This is a genomic window from Agarivorans sp. JK6 (assembly GCF_045277145.1).
GTDB classification, from domain to species: Bacteria; Pseudomonadota; Gammaproteobacteria; order Enterobacterales; family Celerinatantimonadaceae; genus Agarivorans; species Agarivorans albus.
In genome coordinates, this window is sequence record NZ_CP113525.1 from 2500139 (window position 1) to 2513810 (window position 13672).

Sequence of the window (13672 nt, forward strand, 5' to 3'; positions counted from 1 at the left end):
GATTTCTTCGCAAAGAGTTGCTGATGTTTAACCTAAAAAATCGTTCTGATGATCTTGAAATTTTGTTGGCTGTAGTTGATAGCGGTGGCTTCTCAGCTGCCGCAGATGCATTAGATATACAAGTCGCTAAGGTATCTAGAGCGGTTAGCAAAATAGAAAAGCAACTAGGCATTACTGTTCTTAATCGAACCACCAGACGGGTGGTACAAACCGACGAAGGCCGCCAGTTTATAGAAGCAGTACGAATTGGATTAAGCCAAATTCAACAAGCTGAAGAAGATATTATTAGTAAGGGTGAATTGCCTCAAGGTAGGCTGCGAGTTGATGCGGCAAGCCCGTTTGTCATTCATCAACTCGTTCCCCTAATAAATGATTTTAAACTCGCCTTCCCCAATATAGAACTAGAGCTAAATACCAACGACGGCTTTGTAGACTTACTGGAGAAGAAAACCGATTTAGCGATCCGCATAGGTACATTAGCAGACTCCACCCTGCATGCTCGGCCCATCGGCGTGAGTAATTTGTATATTGTCGCCTCTCCAGCTTATCTCGAAAAACGTGGCGCGCCCCTGCACGTTGCGCAATTACACGAACATGAGTTAATCGGCTTTAGCGGAGCTAAGGTGCTAAACCATTGGCCATTAAAAGGGTTTAAATCGATGACACCAGCCATTACAGCTAGCAGCGGAGAAACCATTCGCCAACTAGCGTTAAGTGGCAACGGCATTGCGTGTTTGTCTGGATTTATGGTTAAACACGATATCGAGCAAGGAACGCTAGTGAGTTTGTTCCCGGCCTTGTTGGTGGAAGAAACTAACCAGCGACAAATTAATGCTGTGTACTACCGCTCATCTAAAGTCGCTCGGCGTATCACCGCGTTCATTGATTTTATTAAACCTCGGTTAAACTTGTAAGTTACGGCTTGACTTGGAGCTAGCTCCAAGGTCTAGGCTTGAGACTTAGCCTTAGATTAATGGAGTGGTCAATGGAACAAACAAGATACCAACGTGGCTTTGATAAGCTAAGCGAGATAGATGGCGAAGCAGGTCACAATGTGATCAATAGCCTCGCCAGTATTTGCCCAGATCTGGCCAAATTCATCATAGAGTTTCCCTTTGGCGACATATACAGCCGCGAGGATCTCGACCTTAAATCACGAGAGATAGCAACGGTATCAGCGCTAACTGCAATGGGCAATTGTGCCCCCCAATTGGCGGTACATATCCATGGCGCCCTTAATGTAGGCTGTAGCCCAAAAGAGGTGACTGAAGTGATTTTACAAATGGCGGTATATGCTGGGTTTCCAGCTGCTATTAACGGCATGTTAGTCGCAAAACAAGTTTTTGAAGAGCGTGGAATCATTAAGCCCGAATAAGCATTTCTACAACAGTTTTAGATACTGTTTTGGGGTGATTTTGCCAATGGTTTTACACTCTCGTGTCATATGCGCTTGGTCGGAAAAGCCCTGATTAACAGCAAGCGCAGCCAGCTCTATATCTGGCTGCGTTTTTAAGGCCATAAAAGTATTTTTTACTCTCATGGTTCGCTGCCATTGTTTAGGCGTCATGCCGGTTAACGCTTTAAACTGGCGTTCTAGTTGCCGCTGGCTAAGCGCTAATTCATCAGACACCAAACCTATCTCTTGAGCATGTTCTACCAACTCAATGGCGTCTTTAAACAATTGTGGTGGGCAATTATGTATGCCTAGATGCTGTTGTAACCACTTATACATTAATACTATCCGTGCATTATGGCCGCTAGTTGTCATTAAGCTTTGATGTAGTTGCTGCAATTTTTTCAGCAATGAAGCGTCGATATCCTCGGCGTCACGTTTAACTAGTTTGCCAAAGAACCCAACACTTACACCAGGATTAAAGCGAAAACCCGCTAGCTGGGTATCCGCTGACAAGGTGATGCTTCGCGCAGTGGTGTTCACTGGCAGCACAATCACCCCAGAAGGATAAGACTTATCTTCAAGCCTTATTGGTGGGCCTAAGTTAAACAGCACCCCGCTACAGCCGTCGGCATGCAGCCAACGGGTAAGCGGTGCTCGCTGCTGCGCCTCAACGGAAGCAGACCACAGGCCTTGTATGGCTTGAGCTAACTGTCCTTTTGGCTTAAATAAACTAAACAGAAACTGTTGCTCTAACTGGTGAATAATTTGCTTAGCTGGGTTTATAACTGCCTACCTCGGGTTTGAAGGTGATTGCAATTCTATTCCAACTGTTGATGGCATTAATTGCAATGCTTAAATCCACCAATGCCTTTGCGCCAAAGGCGTTTAGCGCTTTTTGGTAAAGCTCTTCGTCTAATTCTGTACATGCCGTTAAGCGTTCGGCACATTCTAAAGCCAGCCGTTCATTTACCGAGTAATACGGGGCTTCTCGCCATGCACTTAAGCTAATTAAACGCTGCCAACTTTCGCCTGCACTCTCGGCATCTTTACTATGCATATCAATACAAAATGCGCATTGGTTAATTTGTGATACCCGCAACTTAACCAGCTCGAATAGCTTCATGCCAAGCGCTTGCTGCTCTGCAAACTGGCTTTTTAGATACTCTTCTTGCTCGAACAAAATTTGCATAGCCTTTGGTGCTTCTGCAAAGTAATTAACTTTAGTCATGCTTAACCTCTCTTCAATAATGAAAAGCCAGCTTAATTAAACCTTACTTCCAATTATTGAAGATTTTCGACATCACACATCTGTATTGCGTTTGCTATTAGGTAAACTTAAAGGTGCTAATTGGCTATATTTTAGCCTTCACCGCAAAATTGTCTCATTACCTATTAGCAGCGAGACAATCACCATGAAAACCTATAAAACAGCCTTACTATCTGCGTTTATTTGCACCTTAATGCTTAGCCAAACTGCTAGTGCACATATCGTAGAAATCGACATCTACAAAGAAGGTATTGAATATGAGTGCCTACAAGATACCGATACAGGCAAAATCTTTAACTGCGAGCGTGATTAAGATGAACAGATATCAATTAGCCATTATTGGCCTGCTAGTATCAACCAGCGCTTTTGCCAACATTGAAAACTTAGCTGAACATTGGCAAGTAGCTAGCAACAACAACGCCGCTGTATTAAGCCAAGATCAAGGTTACATCGCAGAGTTTAGCTTCGCTGATGGCGGCGTTATTATATCTAGCACCATTAATGGCAGTTGCACCAGCACCCAACAGCAACATCATGTGGCCGGTAAATTGGTTACTTTTGAGTTAAAGCAACATAACAAGCGCTGTTCATTAATCCCTAAAAAGATTAAAGATAAAGCGATTGTAAACTCCTCGTTTAACCGCTTAAAAACAGTAAGCTTTAACAATGCTAGCTTTACCACTAAAGGCTTCCATGATGCGTTAATCCAAGCTGAAAAAATCCGCTTCACTGGTAAGAATAGCTAAACAGAGCTAATCGCAAACCTGCTCGAGCAACTGCATTTTAACTACCTTAAATTCCGGTAAATAGGACTGCATGTTTTGCTCTGGGCTGGGTGGTAAAACGTAGCCCTGAACAACTACTGGGTTTCGGTACCCGTCAAGCTGGTATTGGCCTTGTACATCAGCACTAGACCACATCCAAAACAGTTCACCTTGGCAGCTTTCGAACAAAGAGGTTTCGAAGCCGTATATCCAGTAACCCTGCATCGTTTTATTAGGGTATTGCGCAGTGCGATTTGAGCAAGAAAATAGGCTTACCAAGAGAAACGTGGCCAAAACCACTCGAAATACAATAGTCACCCTACTTCTCTCCTTTTTCTCTACCTTACACCTATGCAGTGTCGCCGCTGCATAGTTTAAATCATTAACAAGCTTGTTGATAAGCCTTTAAAAACACTGGTTAAATATCAAACTCCCCATGCAAACCAACTGCATATTTTCAAATGAATCAACAATGTCAGGCAGTATAAATATCGAACAACAAAATCATTCAGCCATTAGTGGATACACTGTTAATTTTATCGCTACCACTATCAATAAGATGCATTTAAATAATATGAAACAATGAGTTAAAAGAAAGACAAATCCGACCAGTATAGCGCACGACTTTTAGTTAAATCCTGCCATGAAACAACAGCAGTACAATTTTTGAACTGCCGCACAAATCACCAAAGCAAGTATTTATTCATCCTCTCGAAATAAATATTGATCAACCAATTGTGATCAACCTCTAAAATTTGGATAACCAATAATGCTATTTATTTGCCTATCAACCCAATTATTGGTCAACCTATTGGCGTTATTTAGGGAAACCAATTAACCACAAGGAGGACGGTATTTCTTGAATCGCTTAACCAAGGGAGTGGCAACAAGTGGTCAGTATCAAAAATAGCGCAATCATATTATTTAAGCTCAACAGCTTAAGTACTTGGGTGCTATCAAGTACTACCAAGTAAACCACTTCATTCGTTTAAGCACAGAACAACTTATTAAGGTAAGCAAAATTGGTATACCAAATTTTGAGCATATCGCGTTTAGATAATCGAGAAGTAACAAACGCAAATAAATAACTAGGATATAAACATAGGAAGTTTTATGACTATCAAGGCAAAGAAAATGGCTCCGCTCTGCTTTGCTGTCAGTTCAATACTGAGCATAGGTGTATGTTCAGCAGCAGCTGGCGAAGCAATACGCGTAGAGGCCGAAGATTTCGTGATGATTGGCGGAACCTTCGATGACGGCCAAATTGCAGCAGTAAGCACCTATACAGTAAATGGTGCGACTGCAATAAACTTTGTAAACAAAGGCGACTACCTAGACTATCAGGTAAATATCGCTGAAGCCGGTACCTACAACATCGAATACTTAATTGGCACCGATATAGCAAACGGTGCAGAAATTGAAGTATTAGTAAAAAGTGGTGCCGCTTGGGTTTCTCAAGGAAGAACGACAGTACCAGCAGATGGCTGGGACAATTTTCAATTACTCGCCCCTACTCATACGGTAGAGCTACCTAGTGGCCAGGTGGATATTCGAATTGCTGCCTCTGGCGCCAATGACTGGCAATGGAACTTAGACTATTTCACGCTGCAAAAAGTTGGCGATGAACCGGTAGATCCTGAACCGCCAGTGGTGTTGCCTCCAGCAGCACTGATTACCCAAGCCACCAGCTTTACTGGTAGTGGTGGTACCTTTGCCGATGGTCAACCTTCTCCTGTAAGTACTTATACCGCTAATGGTGTAAATGCGATTAATTACATTAACAAGGGTGACTACGTAGATTACGACCTAAACATTGCAGAGTCTGGTGATTACAGCATTGAATACTTAATTGCTACGGCGCTTGATGCAGGTGTAGAAATTGAAGTATTGCTAAATACTGGTAACGGTTGGGCGTCTGTAGGTAAGTCTTCGGTAGCTGCAGGTGGCTGGGACAATTTCCAGTCTCTCAAACCAAGTTATTTATTGTCGATTCCTAGTGGTTCAGTGCAATTGCGCTTAAATGCTTCAGGAACCAATGACTGGCAGTGGAACCTAGCCAGCTTCGCCTTATTACGTGAAGGTGATTATACGGAGCCAACTGACCCTACAGACCCAACCGATCCTACGGACCCAACCGATCCAACCGATCCTACGGACCCAACCGATCCAACCGATCCCACGGACCCAACCGATCCTACAGACCCAACCGATCCGCCTGTAGTGATACCACCAGGCAATGGCACCGACCCTGTTGAAGTAGAAGGCAGCTTTACCTTAGAAGCAGAAAACTACCAAGCAGTAGGTGGCGAAGTAGGTATTTATGATATCGATAACGGTAAAGCCGTTAATTACTTTAACTCTGGCGATTACTTAGAGTTTTACGTCAAACTTGAAACCGGTGGTTTATACGACGCCAGTTACCGAGTTGCCACAGGCACTTTAAGTGATACAGCGGTGGGCCTAATGCTTACTGATCACAATGGCCAATTAGCAGTTAAAAATGTAACAACCGTTAATAGTGTTGGCGGCGACTGGGACGTGTTCTACACCCAACCAGGCAATGGTAGATTCAACATCTTTAGTGGCACTAACACTATCCGTATTTACGGCGCTGGTTCAGCTGACTTTCAGTTTAACATCGATAGTATTAGCTTTAGCCGTGTAGGCAATGTTGACCTTGCTATCGACGGAGATAATGACGGTGTTCCCGACGTAGATGACCTTTGTGCTAGCAGCCCTAGTGACGAAGTTGCAGATGCAAACGGTTGTACGCCATCACAAAAAGATAGCGATGAAGACGGCATCAATGATCGAATAGATCAATGCCCTAACACACCACCAGGCGCCTTTGTAGATGACATTGGCTGTACTAGCACTGGCGGTGACGACGATGATTTTGATGGAGTACCCAACACCATTGATCAATGTCCAAACACGCCATTTGGTCAAAATGTAACACCAACAGGTTGTCCCGTTGCAGGCAGTGATACCGACGAAGATGGCGTAGCCGACAGTGTGGATATTTGCCCCAATACACCTATCGACGAGTTTGCTAACGCAGAAGGTTGCTCAAGTTCGCAACTAAGCAACGGCGAAACTGTATCAGTAAGTGTAAACGCCAATATCATGCATGAAGTGAACGGTGTATCTGACTTTGGCCGTAGCCGCCATATGACAATGCACAGTACTATCTTTGAGCAAGATTGGAATGGCCACAGTGACCGTTTGAACTACATCCTAAATACGCTAGACGTATACATGGGCCGTGACAACGGAACAGCAACTTGGCGCTTCAAAGAAACCGCTCAAGATCCAAATGTAGCTAATACGCCAGATATGGACTGGATGGTTAATCGCGGTAAAGTACTGCGCGAAGATTACGCTAACAACGAGTTCTACAAACGTTTCTCGCCAGAAAAAACCGAGTTAATTGCAGGTACTAACCCGCACCCTACCTACCCCACCTTAAGCTGGTACGACAACGGTATGACGTCTACCGGTTGGCAGCCAAAAACTATTGAGACCTCAGCAAAATGGATGGGTCATTACCTAGCCAACTACTACGCTAACTCTCAAAACGGAAACGTTGGCGAGCCAATGCCTAAGTTCTGGGAAGTAATTAACGAACCAGACATGTTGATGAAAACCGGTCAGTTCATGGTTACCAACCAAGAAGACATTTGGCGTTACCACTCGTTGGTTGCTCAAGAAATTAGACAAGCACTGGGTGACGAAGCACCGATGATTGGCGGTATGACCTGGGGTCAACACGACTTCTATCGTCGTGATGGTATTTCTCGCCACCAAGACGACTACCTATGTGCTTGGGTAGACGAAGAAGCCTGTGCAATGTTCACCGAAGCAATGCAAACCACAGTGGACGATACTCGCGAAAGTGATTGGTATCAGTGGGATGTTATGTGGCGTGGCTTTATGGAAGAAGCGGGCGCAGATATGGACTTCTACGCTGTACATATCTACGACTGGCCAAGTAAAGACCTAAATGGACAAGCGGGTACGGTTCGCCGTGGCGGCCATGTGCAAGCCATGTTAGACATGATGGAGTGGTCTGACGTTAACCTTGGTGGTTTAGAAAACCGTAAACCAATTGTTATGTCTGAGTACGGCGCTGTACAAGGTGCTTGGGACGAACTTCCTCATGAAGAACGTTACGACATCGAGAACTTAAAAGCCTTTAACGGCATGTTAATGCAGTTCTTACAACGTCCAGACTACGTGATTAAGTCTATGCCGTTTACACCAGCTAAACCATTGTGGGGCTACAAGCCTGCGGGTTGTGGTTACGATGCAACAGTTAACTGTACTGCACCTTACCACTACTCAATGATGATGGAGTCTGAGCTAAACAACGGTGATTGGCAGTGGTCTTCTTACATTAAGTTCTTTGAACTTTGGGCAGACGTAGATGGAACACGTGTTGACGCTCACTCAAGCGATCCTGATGTTCAAGTTAATGCTTATGTAGACGGAAAAGAGTTGTTTGTAATCATCAACAACCTAGAAGATTACGACACTACCGTTAACCTAAACGTTGCAGGTTTAACTGGCCTAAATGTTAGCAATGTTGAACTACGTCAAATGTACTTTGACGGTGTAGAGCATACCAAGCTTGAACGCCGCCATAAGAAACAGCTTCCTTCTAGCCTAACCTTAGCAGCTGATGGAACCGCAGTTCTACGCTACACCTTAAGCAACAACGTTGCCGTTAACCAAAAAGTAACTGAACACAAATACTTTGGCGAAAGTGTTAGTGGCGGCTCGGTACCACATCGCATAAGCGTAAATGGTGGTGCTAAAACCGTTAAGGTTAACAACCTTGTAGTACCTAATGGCGCTGCTGAAGCAATGCTACGTTTAACTGTAGCCTTGTTCCCAGACCAAGATGATAAAGAAGGCGGACTGCTTACTATTAACTCACTAACGGTTAATGGTAACGACGTAACTACACCTATCGATTGGCGCGGCCCAGCTAAGTACTCTTCTGACCGTTACTTTGCAACGTTAGAAATTCCTGTACCGGTAGAGTACCTCTCTACCAACAACACCGTAGATGTTGATTTCAAACATAACGGTGAGCTAACGGTTGCCAGCATAGTGGTTTGGGACTTCTCCGCCCCGCCACAACGCTAATGCCTTAGCAAGTTCTTGGCCCTAGCACCAAGACCGTAAGCAAAGCGCCACTTCCCCTGAGTGGCGCTTTTTTTAAATCGTTATTTACACAGCCAAAGTACTTATTTCTCTTTATTAGATTAGCGCTTACAATAAAAATATAAGGATATCTCATGAACGCTTTACGCCTAAACAGCTGCAATTCTGCACTCGTAAAACTGGGTTATACGAGTTTGCTGGCACTTAGCCTAAATATGCCATTAGCCCACGCGTGGCAATGGGGTGACGCCACCGATAACACCACCTACCAAAACTTAAAATCTCAAGCACAAACTGCTCGAAATCAGCTTATACAAACCATTGCCCAAGCAGAGCAGCAAGGCCACAACACCGACTATGCCAATGTGTCTAAGGCGGTAGTAGATCTGTTTTTAAAATACGCTGAGTTTGACCGACAAAATCCGCAAATTATTCAAGCCAAAGTAGATGCCATATGGTGGAACGAATATATACCGAGTAACTACTCGCAAAATATTCCCTTTGAAGAACTAAAAGACAGCATTACCGTTGCAGAGCGTGCCGTACAAGAACTGCAAGCTCAAATGAATGGCAGTTTAGTATTGCAAGCTCCTACCGACTTTAGCAGCGGCCCCGTTAAGCTTAGTGGCGATAAATTTACCATTAACAACCAAGCTGTTTATCCCAGTAGCTTTAATTGGTTACCTAGCGAGAACAACTACATCGATGCTTTTGGCAGAATTGGCGGTGACTATTACCCAGTATCAGAACTTAAAGAAAGTGGCGGTTTACATAACTGGGCAGTAAACAGTGCTGTAGAAAGCTTACAGTCGCAAAATGCCAAATACATGGATCCTAAGGTATTTTTCCTTGGATACAATACGAGCGCTTGGCAGAAAGAAGCAGCACCAGAAGCTTTTGAAACCGGCCGCTATTTTGTTCCCTTTGATATCGACAACAGCAGTATTCGCAGTTGGTACCAACAACTCATGCAGCACTATATTCCTGCAACTAAGGGACATGCTGGTGAAGGCGAAAGAATCCACTTACTCGCTAACGAACCACATTTTGCAACACGCGAAGGCGGTTGGTATGCAGACAAGGGGGTATCAAATACCACTAAACAAAAATACCAAAACTGGTTACAACAGCAATACAACAATATTACCGATTTAAACCAAGCATACGGCACCCAGTATAGTAATTTTGCCCAAGCTAAAGATGGCTTAACTATCCCTATTTCCAAATCGTTACAAGGTGGACCCATTTGGTATGACTGGTGCAAATTCAACATGGCACGTGTTACCGAATGGTTTAGTTTTTTAAAACGCAACGTTCAACAACACGATCCACAAGCCAAAGTAACCATTAAATTGTTGGGTTGGATTATGAGCTCTGAGTGGCGAGATCACGGCATCGACATTGAAGCATTAGCTAAGTTACAAGATGTCATGGGGTCTGACTTTAGTATGGGCCCTCGCGATTTAGTCAACTTTAGAAATAAAGAGTTTGAATTTAGAGAACGTTACAGCATCGAATGGGTAGAACAGTCGAGAGGCTTAGATTTCTACCGTAGCATTGCGCCTAACAAGCCCTTTTACGACTCCGAATGGCATGGTTTATCTGCCGAATGGCAACACTTTGATATGGACCCAAACTACGTGCGAGCAGGCCTGTGGTTAGGCCATACCCACGGCATGAAAATGAACACAGCTTGGGTGTGGGGACGTAAAGAAAACGGAGATCCTAGCACCGTAAACTCGATTTTTGTTTCAGAGCCAACCACGCAACCTCTAGTAATGGATGCCTACGGCCGTACCATGAAAGAACTAAATGCCCACGCCGAAAGCTTCAGCCATTTAGTCGATTACGATACCACCTTCCGCATTTTTTATTCCGAAGATTCAGCCATTCAAGATAGCGGCTACATTCATAAACTCACTAAAGTCTATGAAGCGTTAAAAATGCTGAATGTAGACGTCGGGTTTATTACTGCTTCAAAGCTAAATAACTTAAGCAGCGATAAGGTGGTAGTTGTCCCTCCTACTCCCTACCTAAGCTATTGGGCCTACAAAGCATTGCAGGATCATGCAGCAAAGAAAATATTGGTAAATCGTCAAGACTCCTTTGTTAAAAACCAACATGGTAACCCACGCAATCAGCCCCAAATGCCCTCTTACGCCGACATAACTTTAGGCGGTGTATTTGATATGGCCGACGAGTTGGCAAGCAATGTAAAATCTTTAGCCACACCACGTAAGGTAGACTTTCAAATTACAGATATGCAAAACCAAGCGGCTTATGGCGTGTTTGTTAGGCAGTTTACCGACGAAGGTGGCGATACCACCTTATCCATCATTAACGTAAGTAAAGACAAACGTAAACTCAATTTAGATTTATCCCACCAAGTAAAAGACCTAATCACCGGCAAAATGCATGCTCAACAATTTGAGCTAGAGCCCTACGACGTATATCTAGTAAAAACCAGTCAGCAAGCTAACACCGAAAACAGCCTAAGTGCCATTACCGTGCCTTCTACAATAGATGCCGGACAGCAAGTCTCAGTTGCTGTTAATTACTCCGCTACCAACACCCAAGACTTACAACTACATTTAGTGAGTCGCACCACCTGGACAACCGTTGCCAAGCAGCAAAAAGTGGTTTATTCCGCCAGCAATCAAGACACCTGGTTTGGGTTTGAAGTACCAGGCGATCTGCCCAGCGGCGATTACGAGTTTAGAGCGATGCTAATTCCAGAAGGTGAAACATGGCGTGAAGCTCACGACATTATTAACCATCGCATCGTGGTAAATGCCAAGCAAAACGGCAATGCAGTTCCGGCTAGTTGGACCAACCTCGAACTCGCCCACAGCGGTCGCTGTTTCGATCTTGCCAATGGCAACACTGCAAATGGCGCGACCTATCACCAATGGGATTGTAATACTGGCAACCTAAATCAACGCTTTAAATTTATTCCAGCAGATGATGGTTGGTACCTAATTCAGTCGCAACGCAGCGAAAAGTGTGTTGATTTAAACAATGGCTCCACGGCCGATGGCGCAACTGTTCATCAATGGACGTGCATGCCCAATAATCAGAATCAACATTGGAAGATTAACCCCAAAGACAATGGTAATTTTGAGTTAATCGCAAGGAAAAGTGATAAATGCCTAGACGCAGAAGGCAAATCAACCGCTAATGGAACTCGTCTATTACAGTGGGCATGTTACAACGGCGACAATCAACAGTTCACTTTCAAGTAGGTGCTAAAAATATAAAGCTCGCACACGCTGCGAGCTTTATACATTTACATAAGTCTAATCAGCTTTATGGTAGGCAGAGATAATCGTTGTGCTTGCTACAGAACTAACAAAATACTGATCTTTAACTAGCTGATAATTTGGGTCGGCAAAAAAACTGTCCTTATTTTCTTCGCTACTAAAGTTAATGGTGAAAACGCGATTAATGTTACTTTGTTCAAGCGAATCTAGCTGCTCGGTCTTGAGCACCTCCGACACTTTAAAGTCATAAACAAAGTGCCCTTGATAATCAGCCAATATTGGCTTCATTGCAGCTCGATACTCTGCGTACTTAGCATCATCTATTACTTGCAAACCCACTAATATTTCGTAAGACATACACCTCTCCAAAGCTTAGCTAAAACCAACAATGTAATCTATTAATCTGTTATCTACTCTACACCCAGCTTTTAGCAATCGCCAAGCTTAAGCGCCAACAAAACTTTACTATTTAGTAAGCCTCAAATATGTAATACAAATTTGCTAATTTGATGTAAAATCTAGTTTTATCTTAGTAGTATTCAAGATGCCTCGCTTATCACCCGTTACACTGCTCACGCTGTTAGGCGTGTTTTTAGTGGCCCTTAATTTAAGAGCACCGTTTACCAGCTTAGCCCCAGTGCTAGAGCAAATTATGGAAAGCCTTTCACTGTCTGCTGCTCAGGCGGGGTTTGTGACTGCGCTTCCGTTAATATCCTTGGCGGTTTTTTCATCTTTAGCGCCTAAACTAGCGCAAAACCTTGGCTTAGAAAAAGCCTTGGTAATTTCGCTATTTTGCGTGGCACTTGGTGTCGCGGTTCGCTCAATGGGTTTAGTTTCGCCTTTATACTTGGGCACTGTAGTAATGGGCGCAGGCATCGCTTTTGGTAATGTACTATTGCCAGCAGTAGTTAAAAAGTTCTTCCCAGAGCGCATTTCTGAGGTTTCATCGCTGTACATTTTTGTAATGGGTGTGGGTTCAACCTTGGCAGCAAGTGTGATGGTGCCCCTGTCGCAACAAGCGCCAGAACAGCTATTTGGTTGGCAATTTGCGCTAGCCTTTAACCTTATCTTTCCCTTAGCCGCCCTACTATTCTGGCTACCAAAACTTTCAACTAAATCGAGACAGCAGCACCAAGCAGAGCAACATAGCGAGTCTGTGTCCATCACTTCACTGCTGCGTTTACCGGTAGCTTGGTTTGTTACCTTAGCGCTTGGCATCAACTCTTTTACCTTTTACGCCTTTGCTGGATGGCTTCCTAAAATACTGAATGATGTTGGCTACAGCGAATTAGATGCTGGTTATATATATGGATTTTTGCAGTTTTCTACCATGGTGCCAGGCCTGGTGCTTATGCCCATTTTGGCCAAGCTGAGAAACCATACTTTGCTAATAACACTGTGTGCATCTAGCGTAGTATTTAGTTTGCTGGGGATGATACTAGCGCCCGGTTTAGCCATATTATGGGTAGGATTATTTGGCCTAAGCAACTGCGCTACGTTTATTGTAGCGCTGAGTTTTATTGGCCATAAAACAACAAATACTCAACAAGCTGCTGCGCTGTCGGGCATGTCGCAAAGCTTTGGTTATGCTTTAGCGGCAACCGGTCCTTCACTTATAGGTTTTATCCATACCTCAACGGGGACTTGGAGCTTACCACTGTTAATCATTGCTCTGTTTGGCGTGGCTTGTACGGTATTCTGTGCGCTAGCGGCAAAAGGTAAGCGACTACGGGTAAATGAGCGTAACTAGTCGACGCTAAATTTTCCAAGATATTCAATTCATGGGCTTTCCAAATATTGGAATACTGCACTTTAT

The 13672-nt window shown here is 44.0% G+C and carries 11 protein-coding genes; 7 read left to right on the forward strand and 4 right to left on the reverse strand.

Going from position 1 to position 13672, the window contains the following annotated elements; translation table 11 throughout:
• The first annotated feature begins 23 nt into the window (after positions 1–23).
• Positions 24–914, forward strand: coding sequence for a LysR substrate-binding domain-containing protein (locus tag OV592_RS11655; RefSeq protein WP_406608689.1), 891 nt, complete (start codon positions 24–26; stop codon positions 912–914).
• A gap of 71 nt (positions 915–985) precedes the next feature.
• The gene (locus OV592_RS11660) at positions 986–1375 is read left to right on the forward strand and encodes a carboxymuconolactone decarboxylase family protein (RefSeq protein WP_152782687.1); all 390 of its coding nucleotides are present in this window, start codon (positions 986–988) and stop codon (positions 1373–1375) included.
• Between the two features lie 6 nt (positions 1376–1381).
• Here the strand turns inward: OV592_RS11660 and OV592_RS11665 are convergent, their stop codons facing one another.
• Positions 1382–2179, reverse strand: coding sequence for a helix-turn-helix domain-containing protein (locus OV592_RS11665; protein ID WP_406611428.1), 798 nt, complete (start codon positions 2177–2179; stop codon positions 1382–1384).
• Complete coding sequence (locus tag OV592_RS11670; protein ID WP_406608690.1) at positions 2166–2624, reverse strand: carboxymuconolactone decarboxylase family protein; 459 nt, start codon at positions 2622–2624, stop codon at positions 2166–2168. The genes OV592_RS11665 and OV592_RS11670 overlap by 14 nt, the downstream gene beginning before the upstream one ends.
• Positions 2625–2808: 184 nt before the next feature.
• On the opposite strand from OV592_RS11670, the gene OV592_RS11675 reads away from it, so the two are divergent.
• Positions 2809–2976, forward strand: coding sequence for a hypothetical protein (locus tag OV592_RS11675; protein WP_406608691.1), 168 nt, complete (start codon positions 2809–2811; stop codon positions 2974–2976).
• Between the two features lies 1 nt (position 2977).
• The gene (locus tag OV592_RS11680; RefSeq protein WP_406608692.1) at positions 2978–3409 is read left to right on the forward strand and encodes a hypothetical protein; all 432 of its coding nucleotides are present in this window, start codon (positions 2978–2980) and stop codon (positions 3407–3409) included.
• 6 nt (positions 3410–3415) lie between these two features.
• On the opposite strand, the gene OV592_RS11685 is transcribed toward OV592_RS11680, so the two are convergent.
• Positions 3416–3745: a hypothetical protein gene (locus OV592_RS11685; RefSeq protein WP_406608693.1), complete on the reverse strand. Its 330-nt coding sequence runs from the start codon at positions 3743–3745 to the stop codon at positions 3416–3418.
• Positions 3746–4540: 795 nt separating this feature from the next.
• On the opposite strand from OV592_RS11685, the gene OV592_RS11690 reads away from it, so the two are divergent.
• Entirely contained in the window at positions 4541–8578 is a 4038-nt protein-coding gene (locus OV592_RS11690; protein WP_406608694.1) for a carbohydrate-binding protein, read from the forward strand.
• Between the two features lie 152 nt (positions 8579–8730).
• On the forward strand, positions 8731–11838 hold the full coding sequence (locus tag OV592_RS11695) for an RICIN domain-containing protein (RefSeq protein ID WP_406608695.1): 3108 nt from the start codon (positions 8731–8733) through the stop codon (positions 11836–11838).
• Between the two features lie 54 nt (positions 11839–11892).
• On the opposite strand, the gene OV592_RS11700 is transcribed toward OV592_RS11695, so the two are convergent.
• Positions 11893–12213 carry a DUF1330 domain-containing protein gene (locus tag OV592_RS11700; protein WP_221077012.1) on the reverse strand — a complete coding sequence of 107 codons (321 nt, stop codon included), beginning with the start codon at positions 12211–12213 and terminating at the stop codon, positions 11893–11895.
• Between the two features lie 187 nt (positions 12214–12400).
• Between OV592_RS11700 and OV592_RS11705 the strand changes: the two genes are divergently transcribed.
• Positions 12401–13606 (forward strand): MFS transporter, encoded by a 1206-nt coding sequence (locus tag OV592_RS11705; protein WP_406608696.1) that lies wholly within the window; start codon positions 12401–12403, stop codon positions 13604–13606.
• The last annotated feature ends 66 nt before the right edge of the window (positions 13607–13672 follow it).